Genomic DNA, 17785 nt, shown 5'->3' with positions numbered 1-17785 from the left:
CAAGCCCGGCGCGCGTTTCCTGTCGCTTCAGATGCCCGCGTACCCGTGAGTCACTGATCAGACTGGAGGATCCCGCTACCCAAAGGCAACGAGGGGACTCCCCGATGAACGGCTCGCGCATCGTCGCCGTCGGTCACTACCAGCCCGCCAAGGTACTCACCAACGAGGACCTGGCGGCACTGGTCGACACCAATGACGAGTGGATCAGGAGCCGGGTGGGCATCCGCACACGTCACATCGCGGGCCCCGACGAGCCGGTGGACGAGCTGGCCGGGCACGCCGCCGCCAAGGCGCTCGCGGCGGCCGGCCTCACCCCCGCGGACGTCGACCTGGTCCTCGTGGCCACCTCGACCGCCGTGGACCGCTCGCCCAACATGGCCGCCCGGGTCGCGGCCCGGCTCGGCATCCCGGGGCCGGCCGCGATGGACGTCAACGTGGTCTGCGCCGGGTTCACCCACGCGCTCGCCACCGCCGACCACACGCTCCGCGCGGGCGCCGCGACCCGCGCCCTGGTCATCGGCGCCGACAAGATGTCCGACGTGACCGACTGGACGGACCGCACCACGTGCGTCCTGGTCGGCGACGGGGCGGGCGCGGCCGTGGTCGAGGCGTGTCCCGGCGGAACCGAACCCGGCATCGGGCCCGTGCTGTGGGGGTCGGTGCCCGAGATGGGCCACGCGGTGCGCATCGAGGGGCAGCCGGCCCGGTTCGCGCAGGAGGGGCAGAGCGTCTACCGATGGGCGACCACCCGGCTGCCGCCGCTGGCGCGGGAGGCGTGCGAGCGAGCCGGCCTCGCCCCGGAGGACCTCGCCGCCGTCGTCCTGCACCAGGCGAACCTGCGCATCATCGAGCCCCTCGCCGCGAAGATCGGCGCCGTCAACGCCGTGGTGGCGCGCGATGTCACCGAATCGGGGAACACCTCCGCGGCGAGCATCCCGCTCGCCTTCTCCAAGCTGGTGGAGCAGGGCGCCATCTCCAGCGGTGATCCGGTCCTGCTGTTCGGTTTCGGCGGCAACCTGTCGTACGCGGGCCAGGTCGTACGCTGCCCGTGACGGGCGCGGCGTCCCGGATCCTGCCCGTGACGGGCGGCGTCCCGGTTCCGCGCGGCGATGTGACGCGGTCCACCGCTTCCAGCTCTGGCTACAGTGAGCCGTAGACTGTAGACGAAAGACAATCGATACTGGCTTTCCGGCTGCCGGCGCCCGGCGCTGCCCAGGAGGGGGATCGACCGATGTTGTCGACAGGACTGCCGCAGGGTGCGGTGCCCAGGCTCGAACGCCCCGGTCCGTTGCGTGAGCGTGTCTACGAGGCGCTGCTCGAACTCATCACGACCCGCGCTCTCCAGCCCGGCCAGCACCTCGTCGAGAGCGAACTGGCCGGACACCTCGGCGTCTCACGGCAGCCGGTGCGGGAGGCCCTACAGCGGCTGAACACCGAGGGCTGGGTCGATCTGCGACCCGCCCAGGGCGCGTTCGTGCACGAGCCGACAGAGGAGGAGGCGGACCAACTCCTCACCGTGCGTACGCTGTTGGAGGCCGAGGCGGCCGGCCTCGCCGCCGCGAACGCCGACAAGGCCGGCATCGAGGCCCTGGACGAACTTCAGGCGCAGGGCATGCTGGCGGTCGCCTCCGACGACGTGGACCGGGCCGTCCTCCTCAACGCCATGTTCCACGCGAAGATCATGGAACTGGCGGGCAACGCGGTCCTCGCCGAACTAGCGGGACAGGTCGACCGGCGGGTGCGCTGGTACTACACGCCCATCGCACGACAGCGCGGTCACCAGTCCTGGATCGAACACCGGGACCTCATCGCCGCCATCGCGGAAGGTGACGAGCAGCGCGCCATCCGGCTCATGCGCGAGCACACGGAGCACACGCGCCGCTCGTACCACGCGCGCCAGGGGGCGTAGAAGGCCCGCCCCCTCACCGGCGCCGCCAGGCATCCCGCCCCGCCGTCACCGCCGACGCTCCTGCCCTGCGTGCCCTCGACGGGCCGCAGGGCATTCCTTTGTCCTGTGAGTGGAGAAAGTTGACGGCAATCCGTGCACGACTTCTTCCCACTCCCGGCAACCGCTGCTACGTTCCCCTCGAAAGCCCGCCAGCAGGCGGCTGATCGAGGCGGGGAGGGGTTCGTGAGACGGATGACGGCACGACCCGCGAACACGCACCAGGCGCGACTCCTGCGGCTGTTGCGCGACGGAGGCCCCAACTCCCGCGCGCAGCTCGGTGATCAGGTCGACCTCTCCCGGTCCAAGCTGGCCGTCGAGGTGGACCGGTTGCTGGAGACGGGGCTGGTCGTGGCCGACGGACTCGCCGCCTCGCGGGGCGGGCGCCGCTCGCACAACGTCCGGCTCAATCCGCAACTCCGCTTCCTCGGCGTGGACATCGGCGCGACCTCGGTCGACGTCGCTGTCACCAACGCCGAACTGGAGACGCTCGGGCACCTCAACCAGCCCCTCGACGTACGTGAGGGGCCGGTCGCGGTCTTCGAGCAAGTGCTCGCCATGGCGGCGAAGCTGAAGGCGACGGGACTCGCCGAGGGCTTCGACGGCGCCGGTATCGGCGTCCCCGGACCGGTCCGCTTCCCCGAGGGCGTACCGGTCGCGCCGCCGATCATGCCCGGCTGGGACGGCTTCCCCGTGCGGGAGGCGCTCAGCCAGGAACTGGGCTGCCCGGTCATGGTCGACAACGACGTGAACCTCATGGCGATGGGGGAGCAGCACGCGGGCGTCGCCCGCACCGTCGCCGACTTCCTCTGCGTCAAGATCGGTACCGGCATCGGCTGCGGCATCGTCGTGGGCGGCCAGGTCTACCGCGGTACCACCGGCAGCGCGGGCGACATCGGGCACATCCAGGCCGTGCCCGACGGCCGGCCCTGCGCCTGCGGCAACCGCGGTTGCCTGGAGGCCTACTTCAGCGGCGCGGCCCTGGCCCGTGACGCCGTGGAGGCGGCCCAGCAGGGCCTCTCGGCCGAACTCGCGGCACGGCTGGAGACGAACGGCGGTCTCACCGCCGTCGACGTCGCCGCCGCGGCCGCCGCGGGCGACGCCACCTCCCTCGACCTGATCCGCGAGGGCGGCAACCGCGTCGGCCAGGTCATCGCCGGACTCGTCTCGTTCTTCAACCCCGGCCTGGTGGTGATCGGCGGCGGGGTGACCGGCCTCGGCCACACCCTGCTCGCCGCCATCCGTACCCAGGTCTACCGTCAGTCGCTTCCCCTGGCGACCGGCAACCTGCCCATCGTCCTGGGTGAGTTGGGCCCCACCGCCGGCGTGATCGGCGCGGCCCGCCTCATCAGCGACCACCTGTTCTCACCCGCGTAGCCCCCCGTTCGTACCGGCCCTCCGCCTCAGTCCTCTCACGAACCTTCCGTCCCACTTCGTACGGCACCACCGGCACAGCGCACCGCTCTGCCCTGCCCCGCCCTGCCCCGAGAGCGCCCGAATCCCGGCGTTCTGCCCTGACTCCGGCCCGCACGCCCGCCGAGGGGAACCCACATGGCACCAGAACCACCGCTGCTCAGCATGTCCGGCATCACCAAGTCGTTCCCCGGCGTCCGGGCCCTGGACGGCGTCGACCTCGACGTCCAGGCCGGTGAAGTGCACTGTCTGCTCGGCCAGAACGGGGCCGGCAAGTCCACCCTCATCAAGGTTCTGGCCGGTGCGCACCAGCCCGACGGCGGCACCGTCCGCTGGCGCGGCGAACCCGTGGTCCTGCGCTCGCCGATCGCCGCCATGCGCCTCGGCATCGCCACCATCTACCAGGAACTCGACCTGGTGGAACACCTGTCGGTGGCGGAGAACGTCCACCTCGGCCACGAACCCACCGCCGCGGGCTTCGTCGTCCGCAGGAGACTGGCCCGCCGGACAACCGGCGCACTGCTCGAGCGGCTCGGGCACGCGGAGATCGATCCCGCCCGTCTGGTGGGCGAGTTGTCCGCCGCCCAGCAGCAGGTCGTCTCCATGGCGCGGGCGCTCTCCCACGACGTCCGGCTGATCGTGATGGACGAACCGTCCGCCGCCCTCGATCCGGACGAGGTCGACAATCTCTTCCGGATCGTGGGCGACCTCACCGCGGACGGCGTCGCCGTCGTCTACATCTCCCACCGCCTCGAGGAGATCCGCCGTATCGGCGACCGCGTCACCGTGCTGAAGGACGGCCGGGCGGTGGCCGGCGGACTGCCGGCGAAGTCGACGCCCACCCGTGAGGTCGTCGCCCTGATGACGGGCCGCAACGTCGAGTACGTCTTCCCCGAGCGGTCGGCGGCCGGCGTGCCGCCGACGAACGGGGAGCCGCTGCTGGAGGTGCGCGGACTGGCCCGGCAGGGCGAGTTCGAGCCGCTCGACCTGGACCTGCGGCCGGGGGAGATCGTCGGTCTCGCCGGGCTGGTCGGCTCGGGGCGCTCCGAGATCCTGGAGACGATCTACGGCGCACGCAAGCCCACCGCAGGTCACGTCCTCGTCGACGGGCGCCCGCTGAGGTCGGGCAGCGTGCGGGCCGCCGTGCGCGCCGGACTGGGACTCGCCCCGGAGGAGCGCAAGGCTCAGGCCCTGTTGATGCTGGAGTCCGTCACCCGCAACGTCTCCGTCTCCTCCCTCTCCCGTTTCTCGCGCGCAGGCTGGATCGACCGCGGTGCCGAGCGCGGCGCGGCCCGCGCGGCGACCCGGGAACTGTCGCTGCGCCCCGACAACCCGTCCGTACCGGTACGCACCCTGTCCGGCGGCAACCAGCAGAAGGCCGTCCTGGCGCGCTGGCTGCTGCGCGGCTGCCGCGTCCTGCTGCTCGACGAGCCCACCCGTGGGGTCGACGTCGGTGCCCGCGCCGAACTGTATGCGGTCGTCCGTCGACTGGCCGACGAAGGCCTCGCCGTGCTGCTCGTATCCAGCGAGGTGCCCGAGGTCCTCGGCCTCGCCGACCGCGTCCTGGTGCTCCGCGAGGGGCGCGTGGTCCACACCGCTCCTGCCCGGGAGCTGGACGAACACCGCGTACTCGACCTCGTCATGGAAGGAAGTCCGGCATCATGACGCAGCCCGTCTCCCCGCCGCGGGACAGCACCGACACGGTGCCCCAGGTCCGACCCCCCGCCTGGCGCGGCCTCGTGGCCCGCGCCGATGTCCGCACCCTGTCCCTGCTCGGCGTCCTCGCCGCGCTCGTCGTGATCGGCGGGATCACCAAACCCGACGAGTTCCTCGACACCCGCAACCTCCAACTCGTCCTCACGCAGGCCTCGGTGATCGGCGTCGTCACGGTCGGCATGACCTTCGTCATCACCTCCGGAGGCATAGACCTCTCGGTCGGCGCCATCGTCGCCCTCGCCTCCGTCTGGGCGACCACACTCGCCACCCAGGAGTACGGCTTCGGAGGCATCCTCTTCACCTCCGTCCTCGTCGGCCTCGGCTGCGGCCTCGTCAACGGCCTCCTCATCGCCTACGGCGGCATGGTCCCGTTCATCGCCACCCTCGCGATGCTCGCCTCCGCCCGTGGCCTCGCCCTGCAGATCACCGACGGCAAGACGCAGATCGTCACCTCGGAGAGGATCCTCGACCTCGGCGAGCGCGACGCGTACGTCCTCGGGGTGCCGCCCCTCGTCATGGTCTTCGCGGTCGTGACGATCATCGGCTGGCTCCTGCTGAACCGCACCACCTTCGGCCGGCGCACGGTCGCCGTCGGAGGCAACGCGGAGGCGGCCCGCCTGGCCGGTATCGACGTACGCCGCCAGCGGCTCTACCTCTACCTGCTGTCCGGACTGTGCTGCGGCATCGCCGCCTTCCTGCTGATCATCCTGTCCGGATCGGGTCAGAACACCAACGGCAACCTCTACGAACTCGACGCCATCGCCGCCGCGATCATCGGCGGCACGCTGCTCAGCGGGGGGCGCGGCACCATCGTCGGCGCCGTGCTCGGCGTCCTGATCTTCACCACGATCACCAACATCTTCGCCCTCAACAACCTACAGAGCGACGTCCAGCAGATCGCCAAGGGCGCGATCATCGTCGCCGCCGTGCTGGTCCAGCGCCGTACCGCGAGCACGACCTGAGGAAAGGGTCCACCGCCATGCCAGAGCCGACGAGACTTCCGAGCCGCTTCACCAGTCGCCGAGGTCTGCTCCTCGGCACCGCCGCCGTCTCGGCCGGTGCCCTGATGACCGGTTGCACGAGCAATGATCCCAAGGACGAGGAGCCCGCCGCCGACACCCGGCCGGCGACGGACGACAAGCCCGGCAAGCAGGTCACCATCGGCTTCGCCGGACCGCAGGCCGACCATGGCTGGCTCAACGCCATCAACGACAACGCCAAGAACCGGGCCAAGAAGTACTCCGACGTCACCCTGGAGATCACCGAGGGCTCCAACGACACCGCCCAGCAGATCGGGCAGATCGAGACCCTCATCAACAAGAAGGTCGACGTCCTGGTCGTGCTGCCCGCCGACGGCAAGGCCCTCACCCAGGTCGGTCTCCAGGCCATGCGCGCGGGCATCCCGGTCGTCAACCTCGACCGGATCTTCAACACCCCGCAGGCTTACCGCTGCTGGATCGGCGGCGACAACTACGGCATGGGCCTGAGCGCCGGCCACTACATCGGCGAGAAACTGAAGGGCAGATCCGGCGCCCGCGTCATCGAACTGGCCGGTCTGGACAACCTGGAACTCACCAAGCAGCGCACGCAGGGCTTCGACGACGCTCTGAAGAACTATCCCAACATCAAGAAGGTGGCCCGCCAGGCAGCCGACTTCACGGTCGAGTCGGGGCAGGCAAAGATGGCCCAACTCCTGCAAGCGCAACCGAAGTTCGACGCGTTGTGGAACCACGACGACGACCAGGGTGTGGGCGCGCTGCGCGCCATCGAGCAGGCCGGTCGCGACGACTTCATGATGGTCGGCGGGGCGGGCGCCCTCTCCGCCTTCCAGGCGATCAGGCAGGACGACGGCGTCCTCAAGGCCACCGTCCTCTATCCGCCCACCATGGCCGCCTCCGCCATCGACCTCGCCCGCGCCCTCGGCCAGGGCAAGGGTGCCGCAGGCCTCGCGGAGTACGAGATCCCCGCGTCGATCACGCTCTACTCGGCGGTGGTCGACAAGGAGAACGTCGACCAGTACATGTCCACCGGCTTCCGGTGAGACACGGGCTCCGCCCGGCCGGCCCGTGCGCGTCACCGGGCGGAGAGGGGTGCGACGGCCGGGGAACCGCCTCCACCCCCGTCCCGCTTCCCCTCCCGCCGCGCCGGCGGCGGCTCGGGGAGGCGTGTCCCGGTGAGGCGGGCCCCGGCGAGGTGCGCGGCCGCGAGACCGGTGTCGCGGTGGGCCGTGCCGGGGCGAGCCCCGACGAGTGGGGCGCACCCCGGCCTACGGCCGGACCCCGAGCCACCCGCCGGCAGGCCCCACCCCCACCGCGCCACGACGACGAGGAGGACACCTGCATGGAACAGCCGCAGCAGTCAGCGGGACCGGCGGAGGCCGGAGCGGAGGCCGGCAAGCCACCGCTCCGCGTCGGCATGGTCGGCTACGCGTTCATGGGCGCCGCCCACTCCCAGGGCTGGCGCACCGCGGGCCGCGTCTTCGACCTCCCCCTGCGTCCCGTTCTCACCGCGCTCTGCGGCCGGGACGCCGTCGCCGTCCGCGCGGCGGCCGACCGGCACGGCTGGGCGACGACCGAGACCGACTGGCGGGCGCTGGTCGAACGCGACGACGTCGACCTCGTCGACATCTGCACGCCCGGCGACAGCCACGCCGAGATCGCGGTCGCCGCGCTGGCCGCCGGCAAGCACGTCCTGTGCGAGAAGCCCCTCGCGAACACGGTCGAGGAAGCCGAAGCCATGGCCCGCGCAGCCGAAACGGCTTTCGCGACACGTGGCAGGCTGGCGATGGTCGGCTTCAACTACCGTCGCGTGCCCGCCACCGCGCTGGCCCGGCGCATGGTGGCCGAGGGCCGGCTCGGCCGGCTGCGGCACGTGCGGGTGACGTACCTCCAGGACTGGCTCAACGACTCACAGTTCCCGCTGACCTGGCGGCTGCGCAGGGAGCTGGCGGGCTCCGGCTCCCTCGGCGACCTCGGCGCGCACATCGTCGACCTCGCCCAACACCTCGCGGGGGAGCGCCTGGCCGGGGTCTCCGCGCTCACCGAGACGTTCGTACGGCAGCGGCCGCTGCCGGGCGGTCCGGCCGGTGGACTGGCCGGGGAAGCGGGCACCGGCACCGGCACGGTCACCGTCGACGACGCCGCCGTGTTCACCGGCCGCTTCGCCTCCGGCGCCCTCGCCTCCTTCGAGGCGACCCGCTACGCCACCGGCCGAAAGAACGCCCTGCGCCTCGAACTCAATGGAGAACACGGCTCGTTGGCCTTCGACCTGGAGCGGCTCAACGAGCTGTGGTTCCACGACGCGACCGAACCCGGCATCCACGCCGGCTTCCGCCGCATCCTCGTCACCGAACCCGACCACCCCTACCTGGACGGCTGGTGGCCCCCCGGCCACGGCCTCGGCTACGAGCACACCTTCGTCCACCAGGCTCGCGACCTCGTCCACGCGATCGCCGAGGGCAGCGGACCAGAACCCTCCTTCGCCGAAGGTCTCCAGGTCCAGCGTGTCCTCGCGGCGGTCGAGGAGAGCGCCCAGAAGAACGCCGTCTACACCCCGATCGCCGACTGAGGAGGGCCCGCAGCATGCCCCGCAGATTCACACTCTTCACCGGCCAGTGGGCGGACCTCCCCCTGGAGGAGGTGTGCCGACTCGCCCGCGACTTCGGTTACGACGGCCTCGAACTCGCCTGCTGGGGAGATCACTTCGAGGTCGACAAGGCCCTCGCCGACCCGGCGTACCTCGATTCCAGGCGGGCCCTGCTCGACAAGTACGGCCTGCGCTGCTGGGCCGTCTCCAACCACCTCGTGGGACAGGCCGTCTGCGACGCCATCATCGACGAACGTCACCAGGCCATCCTGCCCGCCCGCATCTGGGGCGACGGCGAGCCGGAGGGGGTCCGGCAGCGGGCCGCCGCAGAGATCGCCGACACCGCCCGCGCGGCGGCCGCTCTCGGCGTCGACACCGTCATCGGCTTCACCGGATCCGCCATCTGGCACCTGGTGGCCATGTTCCCGCCCGCCCCCGAAAGCATGATCGAACGGGGCTACCGCGACTTCGCCGAGCGCTGGAACCCGATCCTCGACGTCTTCGACGCGGAGGGCGTCCGGTTCGCGCACGAGGTCCACCCGAGCGAGATCGCCTACGACTACTGGACGACCGTACGCACGCTGGACGCGGTCGACCGCCGACCGGCTTTCGGACTCAACTTCGACCCCAGCCACTTCGTGTGGCAGGACCTCGATCCGGTCGGCTTCCTGTGGGACTTCCGTGACCGGATCTACCACGTGGACTGCAAGGAGGCCCGTAAGCGCCTCGACGGCCGCAACGGCCGCCTCGGCTCCCACCTGCCCTGGGGCGACCCGCGCCGCGGCTGGGACTTCGTGTCCGCCGGCCACGGCGACGTCCCCTGGGAGGACGTGTTCCGGATGCTGAGGTCGATCGACTACCGGGGCCCCGTCTCCGTGGAGTGGGAGGACGCCGGCATGGACCGGCTGCAAGGCGCCCCCGAGGCACTGAGGCACCTCAAGGCCTACGACTTCGAGCCGCCGTCGGCCTCCTTCGACGCGGCGTTCGGCAACTGATCGCAGGCTCGCCACACGCTCTCCCACCACAGGCTCTCCGGGATGACGGCGCGTCCCGGCGCAAACACCCGCACGTACAACCGGGCCCATCCTGGAGGCACCCGTGCACGGGAACGACCGATCCACCCGCACCGCCGGACACCGCACCAGCGGACGACATCCCTCGCCGCGCAAGGTGATCGCCCTGCTGGCCGGCGCCCTGCTGGCCGGGGCGTCACTCGGTCTCGCCGCACCCCCGGCCGGCGCAGCCGTCGCCGGTCGGGCGGCACCGGCCGTGACCGCGGAGGACTTCCAGCAGGTCACCCTCGCCAAGGGCGAGGCGGAGGTCGGCGAGCCCATGTCGCTCGCCGTCCTCCCCGACCGCTCCGTCCTGCACACCTCTCGCGACGGCGAACTGCGCCTCACCGACGCCGCCGGCAACACCCGCCTGGCGGGCAAGCTCGACGTCTACTCCCACGACGAGGAGGGCCTCCAGGGCATCGGCGTCGACCCGCGGTTCAGCGCCAACCGCTTCGTCTACCTCTACTACGCGCCCCCGTTGGACACCCCGGCGGGCGACGCCCCCGAGACCGGGACGGCCGCCGACTTCGCGCCCTTCGACGGAGTCAACCGGCTCTCCCGGTTCGTCCTGAAGACCGACGGCACCCTGGACCCCGCCAGCGAGACGAAGATCCTCGACGTGCCGGCCTCCCGCGGGCTGTGCTGCCACGTCGGCGGCGACATCGACTTCGACGCGGCGGGCAACCTGTACCTGTCGACGGGCGACGACACCAACCCCTTCCAGTCGGACGGCTTCACGCCCATCGACGACCGCCCGAACCGCAACCCCGCCTTCGACGCCCGGCGTTCCTCCGGCAACACCAACGACCTGCGCGGCAAGATCCTGCGCATCAAGGTGAACGCCGACGGCACGTACACGGTCCCCGACGGCAACCTCTTCGCGCCCGGTACGGACAGGACACGACCCGAGATCTACGCGATGGGTTTCCGCAACCCGTTCCGGTTCAGCGTCGACAAGGCGACGGGCATCCTCTACGTCGGCGACTACGGACCCGACGCCGGCGCCGCCGACCCGGCACGCGGTCCCGCCGGACAGGTGGAGTTCGCTCGTGTCACCGGACCGGGCAACTTCGGCTGGCCGTTCTGCACGGGCGACAACGACCCGTATGTCGCATACGACTTCGCGACGGGTGTATCCGGTGCGCCGTTCGACTGCGCCGCCCCGAGGAACACCTCGCCGCACAACACCGGTCTCACCGACCTGCCGCCGGCCCAGCCCGCCTGGATCCCCTACGACGGCGCCTCGGTGCCCGAGTTCGGCAGCGGCTCGGAGTCCCCCATGGGCGGCCCGGTCTACCACTACGACCCGGCGCTCGACTCGCCGGTGAAGTTCCCCGAGGTCTACGACGGCGACTTCTTCGCGGGGGAGTTCGGCCGCCGCTGGATCAAGCGGATCACCGGCGACGCCGACGGCACCGTGCGCGCGATCAGCGACGTACCGTGGACCGGCACCCAGATCATGGACATGGCCTTCGGTCCCGACGGCGCGCTCTACGTCCTCGACTACGGCGTCTCCTGGTTCGGCGGCGACGAACACTCCGCCCTGTACCGCATCGAGAACGCCACCGACGGCCACTCCCCGGTCGCCCGGGCCGCGGCCGACCGCACCTCCGGCCAGGCGCCGCTCAGGGTGGGATTCTCCTCGGCCGGCACGACGGACCAGGACGGTGACGCCCTCACCTACAGCTGGGACTTCGGCGACGGCTCCACCTCCACCGCCGCCGATCCCACGCACCGCTACCGCAAGAACGGCACGTACACCGCCACGCTCACCGCGAAGGACCCGGGCGGTCGCACCGGCAGCGCGAGCGTGCAGGTGGTCGTCGGCAACACCGCGCCGAAGGTGACGCTCGAACTCCCAAAGGACGGACAGCTGTTCAACTTCGGCGACGCGATCCCGTTCACCGTGCGCGTCACCGACCGCGAGGACCGCACCATCGACTGCTCGAAGGTCGAGGTCACCTTCGTCCTCGGTCACGACAGTCACGGCCACCCCGTGACCTCCACGAACGGCTGCACCGGCACCGTCCGCACCAGCGCCGACGGCGGCCACGACGACGACGCCAACATCTTCGGGGTGTTCGACGCCGAGTACACCGACGGCGGGGGCGGCGGCCAGGCGGCGCTCACCACCCACGACCAGAGCCTCCTCCAACCCCGTCACCGTCAGGCCGAGCACTTCGGGGACTCCTCCGGCGTCACCGTGACCACGCGCGAGTCGGCGCACGGCGGCCGGACCGTCGGGGGGATCTCCTCCGGTGACTGGATCTCCTTCACCCCCTACGTCCTCACCGATGCCAGGAGGATCACCGCCCGCGTCGTGTCCGCCGGTTCCGGTGGAACGCTCGAGGTCCGCGCCGGCTCGCCCACGGGCACCCTGCTGGGCAGGGCGACCGTGCCGGACACCGGCGGCTGGGAGTCCTATCAGGACGTCGGCGCCGCCCTGTCCCGCGCCCCCAGGGGCACGACCACCCTCTACCTGGTCTTCAGGGGAAGCGGTCCCGCGCCCCTGTACGAGCTGGACGACTTCACCTTCACGACGGGCTGAGAGGAGGCTGTCATGTGCTCGACCGGCCGACCGGCCCCGTCACCGGAGGGAGCCGCCCTGCTCCTCGGCGACGTCTCGCTGCCCGCCGCCTCGCAGTCGCCGGCTCCGGCTCAGGCGCGGGTGCTGGTCACCGGGACGGCGGGTTTCCGGCACGACTCGATCCCCGACGGCGTCACCGCGCCGAAGGAACCGGGCGGCACCGAGGTTTGCGGGAGGACCACAGGGTCCGTCGACGGCTTCACGTCCGCGGCCGCCCTCGAACGGCGCGACCGTGCGCTGAGTCCGCCGGGGGAGGGGAACACGTACGTGGTCCGGGCGGAGGGGGAACGCCTGCACGGGTGGCGGAACGGCGTGAAGACCGACGACCGCACCGACACCGGCCCGGTCCGGGATCCGCGCGACGGTCATCCGGGCCGCCACGACCACGGAGCCGACGACCAGGTGTCCTTGTGCGACGCCCGGATCGAGGAACCGCCCGTCAGGGGCTCCTGAACGGCGGCGGGCGGAGGACGCCGGACCTCCGCCCGCCGTCCCCCCTCTCTCCGCCTCTCACTTGCTTCCCTTTCGTTCACCTGTCCGCGTTCACCTGTCCGCGTTCATCTGTCCACCCTCGACCTTCGACGCCGCCCGCCGCTCGCTGCTCCTCGCCCACCTTCTTCGCGTTCACCTCATCGCGCCCGGCTCCGCCCACGACAAGGAGGCCGCACATGTCCGCGTCCCGCCCAGTCCCCCCTCGCGTCGGCGTCTGGCTGATCGGGGCCCGTGGCTCCGTCGCCACCACCGTCGTGGCGGGCTGCGCCGCCCTGACCGCCGGACTGCGCCCGCCGACGGGCCTGGTCACCGAGACCCCCGCCTTCGCCGACAGCGCACTGCCCGCCCTGTCCTCCCTCGTGTTCGGCGGACACGACACGATCGGCTGTCCCTTGCCCAAGCGAGCCGAACAGCTCGTTGCCGGGGGAGTGCTGCCGCCCGGCCTCCCTTCCGCCGTCGGGACCGAACTCGTCGCCGCCGACCGGGAGATCAGACCGGGCGGCCCCCTCCCCGGCGACGCCCGCGACCAGGAGCAGCTGATCACCGCCTTCACCACCGACCTGCGCGACTTCGTGCGACGGCACGGCCTGGCTCGTGCGGTCGTGGTGAACGTGGCCTCCACCGAACCCGTGTCCACCGGCCCCGCCCTTCCCGCCAGCTCCCTCTACGCCGCGGCGGCCCTGCGCGCCGGCTGCCCCTACGTCAACTTCACTCCCTCGACCGGCCTGCACCACCCCGGCCTCGCCACCCTCGCCGCGTCGAGCGGCCTGCCGTACGCCGGCCGCGACGGCAAGACCGGGCAGACCCTCCTGCGGTCCGTCCTCGGGCCGATGTTCGCCCAGCGGGCCCTCGCCGTGCGCGCCTGGTCCGGCACCAATCTCCTGGGCGGCGGTGACGGAGCCGCCCTGGCCGACCCGGCGGCCGCCGCGGCCAAGAACGCCGGCAAGGAACGCGTCCTCGCCGACACGCTCGGCACGGTCCCCGAGGGCCAGGTGCACATCGACGACGTGCCCGCCCTCGGCGACTGGAAGACCGCCTGGGACCACATCGCCTTCGACGGTTTCCTCGGCACCCGCATGGTTCTCCAGACCATCTGGCAGGGATGCGACTCCGCCCTCGCGGCCCCGCTCGTCCTGGACCTGGCCCGCCTCCTCGCCCGCGCCCACGAGCGCGGCCTGTCGGGCCCCCGGCCCGAACTCGCCTTCTTCTTCAAGGACCCCGTGGGAGACGCGCCGGCGTCCCTTGCGGAGCAGTACGCGGAACTGCGGAGGTTCGCCCGACGGCTGAGCGACGAGGACGGACGATGAGCGCAGCACAGGCGGTCACCCACCGTGCCCCCGACCCGCGCGCGTGGGTGGAACTCCTGCGCCTGCCCGCCCTCCTCACCGTGCCCGGTGACGCTCTCGCCGGGGCGGCCGCCACCACCGCCCGTCCCGACCGCCGCACGGTCCTCGCGATCGCCTCCTCCCTCTGTCTCTACGAGGCCGGCATGGCCCTCAACGACTGGGCGGACCGCGCGGAGGACGCCGCCGAGCGCCCGCACCGGCCCTTGCCCTCCGGCCGGGTCCGGCCCGCCGCAGCGCTCGGCGCGGCCTGCGCCCTCACCGCCGCCGGCCTCGCCCTGGCGGCCCGAGCGGGCCGCCCCGCCCTGACGATCGCGGCCCCGCTCGCGGCGACCGTCTGGTCCTACGATCTCTTCCTGAAGCGCACCCCCGCCGGCCCGTTCGCCATGGCCGCCGCGCGCGGCCTGGACCTCCTTCTCGGAGCAGCGGCCACCGGCGGCCGGGTCCGCCCGGCCCTCCCCTCGGCAGCGCTCCTGAGCACGCACACCCTCGCGGTCACGACGGTCTCCCGTCACGAGACCCGCGACGGCACACCCGCCGCCCCCTTCGCCGCCCTGGCCACCACCGGCGTCCTGACCTGGCTGCTGCACCGCCGCCCGCCCCGCGACGGTCGCCCGCCCCGCGACGGTTCACCGCCGCTACGACGGCACCTCCGCCGCCCTGCCGGTGCGAGCACGGGCCGCCCCGCCACCGCGTCCACGGCTCTCCCCGCCGCGACGACCACCGTCCTCACCGTCGCCTACGCCGTGACGGTCGCCCGCCCCTACGTCCACGCCGTCCTCAACCCGTCACCCCCTCTCACCCAACGGGCCGTGGGAGCCGGCATCCGCGCCACGATCCCCCTCCAGTCCGTCCTCGCGGCCCGCGCCGGAGCCACCGTCACAGCGCTGTGCACGGTCGCCCTCGCCCCGGTCGCCCGGTGGTTCGCGAAGCGGGTGAGCGTCACATGAGCGCCCGCCGCCCGGCCCCCGCCGTCCCTGCGGCGGATGTCCCGGAGGGGATCCCACGCCCCCTCCGCTTCGGCTACGGCACCAACGGTCTGGCCGATCTCCGCCTCGACGACGCCCTCGCCCTCCTCGCCGACCTCGGCTACGACGGCGTCGGGCTGACCCTCGACCACATGCACCTCGATCCGCTCGCGTCCGACCTCGCCACCCGCACCCGGCATCTGGCACAGCGGCTGGACGCGCTCGGGCTCGCCGTCACCGTGGAGACCGGAGCCCGCTATGTCCTCGACCCACGCCGCAAGCACGGACCCTCCCTCCTGGACGCCGATCCGGAGGACCGTGCCCGCCGAGTCGACCTCCTGCTCCGCGCCGTCCACATCGCCGCCGACCTCGGCGCCCACGCCGTGCACTGCTTCAGCGGCACCCTGCCGCCCGGCACGGACCGGGACACCGCCTGGCGGCGCCTCGCGGAGGCCCTCGCCCCCGTACTGGAGGCCGCCGCCACCGCCGGCGTGCCCCTGGCCGTCGAACCCGAGCCGGGGCATCTCCTCGCCACCGTCGCCGACTTCCACCGTCTGCGTCTCCTTCTCGGTGATCCCGAGCCGCTCGGCCTCACCCTCGACATCGGTCATTGCCAGTGCCTCGAACCGCTCCCTCCCGCCGACTGTGTGCGTGCCGCGGCGCCCTGGCTGCGCCACGTGCAGATCGAGGACATGCGCCGAGGCGTCCACGAGCACCTCCCCTTCGGGGACGGCGAGATCGACTTCCCGTCCGTCCTCGCCGCGCTCCGCGCCACCGGCTACCGGGGCCTGACGGTCGTCGAGCTGCCCCGGCACTCCCACGCCGGACCCCGGCAGGCCGAACTTTCCCTCCCCTTCCTCCGCCGCGCGGCGACACCCGCCCCACCTGACGGCCGCGCGGCCGAGGCCGGGGAGGTCGGCCACGGCACGTCCGCTCCCGAAGAGGCCGGACACCGCCCCGAGCACAGTGAACCGCCGCCCACTCACTCACCGCGCCTGCCGCCCCCGCCCCTCTCTCCCGTACCACCCGGCGATCCTTCCGCCGTCCAGGAAGGGAGCACTGCATGACCCACCGCCACACCACCCCGGCCACCCCCGAGCGGTCACACCGGGGCACCACCCCCGCCCCCGGCAGGACGTCCCCGGCCCCGGCCCTCACCTCCCTCGACGCCCTCCAGGGCGACCTGGAGTCCGAGCTGCCCGAACCGGCACGCGCCTGGTTCCTCCAAGCCCTCGACGAGGCCGCCGCCCACCCCGGTACCCACGGTCCGATCTCCGCGTGGGAGCTGCGTCTCGCCGAGGCCGGCCGTCGCTGCGGCAGCCGGTACGCGGACGCCGCCCGGATGCTCATCCTGCGCGCCGCCCGCGCCGACCCGGCCGCTCTCAGCCGGGTCTACTTCCAGGGCACCGCCGACGAACGCCGCGCCGTGCTGCACGCTCTGCCGCACCTCGTGTCCGGCCCGGACGCCCTGCCGCTGGTGGAGGACGCCCTGCGCACCAACGACACCCGGCTCCTGACGGCCGCCGTCGGCCCCTACGCCGCCCGCCACCTCGACGCGCACGGTTGGCGCCACGCCGTCCTGAAGTGTCTGTTCACGGGAGTGCCCGTCGACGAGGTGGCGGACCTGGCGCACCGGGCCCGCGGCGACACGGAACTCGCCCGCATGCTCGGCGACTACGCCGCCGAACGCACGGCCGCGGACCGTCCCGTACCCGCTGACCTGCACCGCGTTCTCGCCCTGACCGACTCGGCCGGCCCCGCTGGTCCCGTGCCCCCGCCGCACGCGACGCGTCCCCACGGCACGGGCCACCCCCACGGCAAGGAGTCCTGATGCGCATCTTCGACCCCCACATCCACATGACCTCCCGGACCACCGACGACTACGAGGCCATGTACAGGGCCGGTGTCCGCGCCGTCGTCGAGCCGTCCTTCTGGCTCGGCCAGCCCCGCACCTCGCCCGCCTCCTTCCTCGACTACTTCGACTCCCTCCTCGGCTGGGAACCCTTCCGGGCCGCCCAGTACGGCATCGCCCACCACTGCACCCTCGCCCTCAACCCCAAGGAGGCGAACGACCCGCGCTGCGTCCCCGTCCTCGGCGAACTGCCCCGGTATCTCGTCAAGGACCAGGTCGTGGCCGTCGGCGAGATCGGCTACGACTCGATGACCCCCGCCGAGGACACCGCCCTCGCCGCACAGCTCCAGCTCGCCGCCGACCACGGGCTGCCCGCGCTGGTGCACACCCCGCACCGCGACAAGCTCGCCGGGCTGCGCCGCACCCTCGACGTCGTCCGGGAGTCCGCGCTGCCCGAGGAGCACGTCCTGATCGACCACCTCAACGAGACCACCGTGAAGGAGGCCCGGGACAGCGGCTGCTGGCTGGGCTTCTCCGTGTATCCGGACACCAAGATGGACGAGCGCCGCATGGTGGGGATCCTGCGCGCCCACGGGCCGGAGCGGATCCTGGTGAACTCCGCCGCGGACTGGGGCCGCAGTGATCCCCTCAAGACCCGCCGCGTGGCGGACCTGATGCTCGCCGAGGGCTTCACCGAGGACGACGTCGACCGGGTCCTGTGGCGCAACCCCGTCGCCTTCTACGGCCTCAGCGGCCGGCTGAACGTCGAGGTGAGCGCTCCCGGCGCCACCCACGAGGGCAACTCCGTGCTGCGCGGCGGGGAGTGAAC

15 protein-coding genes are annotated in these 17785 nt (G+C 72.4%); all 15 read left to right on the top strand.

Features of this window, described 5'->3' with window-relative positions:
* The first annotated feature begins 104 nt into the window (after nt 1-104).
* The 15 genes from ACZ5Y0_RS21105 to ACZ5Y0_RS21035 all read left to right on the top strand — a co-directional run bounded on the left by ACZ5Y0_RS21105 (nt 105) and on the right by ACZ5Y0_RS21035 (nt 17783).
* Entirely contained in the window at nt 105-1052 is a 948-nt protein-coding gene (locus ACZ5Y0_RS21105; protein ID WP_469130214.1) for a beta-ketoacyl-ACP synthase III, read from the top strand.
* 179 nt (nt 1053-1231) lie between these two features.
* Nucleotides 1232-1909, top strand: coding sequence for a GntR family transcriptional regulator (locus tag ACZ5Y0_RS21100; RefSeq protein ID WP_469130213.1), 678 nt, complete (start codon nt 1232-1234; stop codon nt 1907-1909).
* Nucleotides 1910-2140: 231 nt separating this feature from the next.
* A complete protein-coding gene (locus ACZ5Y0_RS21095; protein WP_469130212.1) occupies nt 2141-3322 on the top strand; it encodes an ROK family transcriptional regulator in 1182 nt (393 codons plus the stop codon).
* Nucleotides 3323-3496: 174 nt separating this feature from the next.
* Complete coding sequence (locus ACZ5Y0_RS21090; protein ID WP_469130211.1) at nt 3497-5023, top strand: sugar ABC transporter ATP-binding protein; 1527 nt, start codon at nt 3497-3499, stop codon at nt 5021-5023.
* A complete protein-coding gene (locus ACZ5Y0_RS21085; protein WP_469130210.1) occupies nt 5020-6036 on the top strand; it encodes an ABC transporter permease in 1017 nt (338 codons plus the stop codon). Before ACZ5Y0_RS21090 ends, ACZ5Y0_RS21085 begins: the two co-directional genes overlap by 4 nt.
* Nucleotides 6037-6053: 17 nt before the next feature.
* Nucleotides 6054-7115: a substrate-binding domain-containing protein gene (locus tag ACZ5Y0_RS21080; protein ID WP_469130209.1), complete on the top strand. Its 1062-nt coding sequence runs from the start codon at nt 6054-6056 to the stop codon at nt 7113-7115.
* 299 nt (nt 7116-7414) lie between these two features.
* Nucleotides 7415-8641 carry a Gfo/Idh/MocA family protein gene (locus ACZ5Y0_RS21075; protein ID WP_469130208.1) on the top strand — a complete coding sequence of 409 codons (1227 nt, stop codon included), beginning with the start codon at nt 7415-7417 and terminating at the stop codon, nt 8639-8641.
* Between the two features lie 14 nt (nt 8642-8655).
* Nucleotides 8656-9654 carry a sugar phosphate isomerase/epimerase family protein gene (locus tag ACZ5Y0_RS21070; protein WP_469130207.1) on the top strand — a complete coding sequence of 333 codons (999 nt, stop codon included), beginning with the start codon at nt 8656-8658 and terminating at the stop codon, nt 9652-9654.
* A gap of 103 nt (nt 9655-9757) precedes the next feature.
* Nucleotides 9758-12262, top strand: a complete 2505-nt coding sequence (locus ACZ5Y0_RS21065) for a PQQ-dependent sugar dehydrogenase (protein WP_469130206.1) — start codon at nt 9758-9760, stop codon at nt 12260-12262.
* Between the two features lie 12 nt (nt 12263-12274).
* The gene (locus tag ACZ5Y0_RS21060; RefSeq protein ID WP_469130205.1) at nt 12275-12754 is read left to right on the top strand and encodes a LamG domain-containing protein; all 480 of its coding nucleotides are present in this window, start codon (nt 12275-12277) and stop codon (nt 12752-12754) included.
* A 215-nt stretch (nt 12755-12969) separates the two neighbouring features.
* Nucleotides 12970-14100 carry an inositol-3-phosphate synthase gene (locus ACZ5Y0_RS21055; protein WP_469130204.1) on the top strand — a complete coding sequence of 377 codons (1131 nt, stop codon included), beginning with the start codon at nt 12970-12972 and terminating at the stop codon, nt 14098-14100.
* A complete protein-coding gene (locus ACZ5Y0_RS21050) occupies nt 14097-15086 on the top strand; it encodes an SCO3242 family prenyltransferase (protein WP_469130203.1) in 990 nt (329 codons plus the stop codon). Before ACZ5Y0_RS21055 ends, ACZ5Y0_RS21050 begins: the two co-directional genes overlap by 4 nt.
* Complete coding sequence (locus ACZ5Y0_RS21045; protein WP_469130202.1) at nt 15083-16171, top strand: sugar phosphate isomerase/epimerase family protein; 1089 nt, start codon at nt 15083-15085, stop codon at nt 16169-16171. Before ACZ5Y0_RS21050 ends, ACZ5Y0_RS21045 begins: the two co-directional genes overlap by 4 nt.
* The gene (locus ACZ5Y0_RS21040; RefSeq protein WP_469130201.1) at nt 16168-16935 is read left to right on the top strand and encodes an EboA domain-containing protein; all 768 of its coding nucleotides are present in this window, start codon (nt 16168-16170) and stop codon (nt 16933-16935) included. Before ACZ5Y0_RS21045 ends, ACZ5Y0_RS21040 begins: the two co-directional genes overlap by 4 nt.
* Nucleotides 16935-17783: a TatD family hydrolase gene (locus ACZ5Y0_RS21035; RefSeq protein WP_469130200.1), complete on the top strand. Its 849-nt coding sequence runs from the start codon at nt 16935-16937 to the stop codon at nt 17781-17783. Before ACZ5Y0_RS21040 ends, ACZ5Y0_RS21035 begins: the two co-directional genes overlap by 1 nt.
* Nucleotides 17784-17785: the final 2 nt, after the last annotated feature.

The sequence above is a fragment of the Streptomyces sp. NPDC033216 genome (assembly GCF_055577115.1).
This window is presented reverse-complemented; position numbering and strand designations above follow the sequence as displayed.

Excerpts from the sequence above, each read along its gene's own strand:
- ACZ5Y0_RS21105 (WP_469130214.1), top strand. The coding sequence starts at position 105 with ATGAACGGCTCGCGCATCGTCGCCGTCGGTCACTACCAGCCCGCCAAG.
- ACZ5Y0_RS21100 (WP_469130213.1), top strand. The coding sequence starts at position 1,232 with ATGTTGTCGACAGGACTGCCGCAGGGTGCGGTGCCCAGGCTCGAACGC.
- ACZ5Y0_RS21095 (WP_469130212.1), top strand. The coding sequence starts at position 2,141 with ATGACGGCACGACCCGCGAACACGCACCAGGCGCGACTCCTGCGGCTG.
- ACZ5Y0_RS21090 (WP_469130211.1), top strand. The coding sequence starts at position 3,497 with ATGGCACCAGAACCACCGCTGCTCAGCATGTCCGGCATCACCAAGTCG.
- ACZ5Y0_RS21085 (WP_469130210.1), top strand. The coding sequence starts at position 5,020 with ATGACGCAGCCCGTCTCCCCGCCGCGGGACAGCACCGACACGGTGCCC.
- ACZ5Y0_RS21080 (WP_469130209.1), top strand. The coding sequence starts at position 6,054 with ATGCCAGAGCCGACGAGACTTCCGAGCCGCTTCACCAGTCGCCGAGGT.
- ACZ5Y0_RS21075 (WP_469130208.1), top strand. The coding sequence starts at position 7,415 with ATGGAACAGCCGCAGCAGTCAGCGGGACCGGCGGAGGCCGGAGCGGAG.
- ACZ5Y0_RS21070 (WP_469130207.1), top strand. The coding sequence starts at position 8,656 with ATGCCCCGCAGATTCACACTCTTCACCGGCCAGTGGGCGGACCTCCCC.
- ACZ5Y0_RS21060 (WP_469130205.1), top strand. The coding sequence starts at position 12,275 with ATGTGCTCGACCGGCCGACCGGCCCCGTCACCGGAGGGAGCCGCCCTG.
- ACZ5Y0_RS21055 (WP_469130204.1), top strand. The coding sequence starts at position 12,970 with ATGTCCGCGTCCCGCCCAGTCCCCCCTCGCGTCGGCGTCTGGCTGATC.
- ACZ5Y0_RS21050 (WP_469130203.1), top strand. The coding sequence starts at position 14,097 with ATGAGCGCAGCACAGGCGGTCACCCACCGTGCCCCCGACCCGCGCGCG.
- ACZ5Y0_RS21045 (WP_469130202.1), top strand. The coding sequence starts at position 15,083 with ATGAGCGCCCGCCGCCCGGCCCCCGCCGTCCCTGCGGCGGATGTCCCG.
- ACZ5Y0_RS21040 (WP_469130201.1), top strand. The coding sequence starts at position 16,168 with ATGACCCACCGCCACACCACCCCGGCCACCCCCGAGCGGTCACACCGG.
- ACZ5Y0_RS21035 (WP_469130200.1), top strand. The coding sequence starts at position 16,935 with ATGCGCATCTTCGACCCCCACATCCACATGACCTCCCGGACCACCGAC.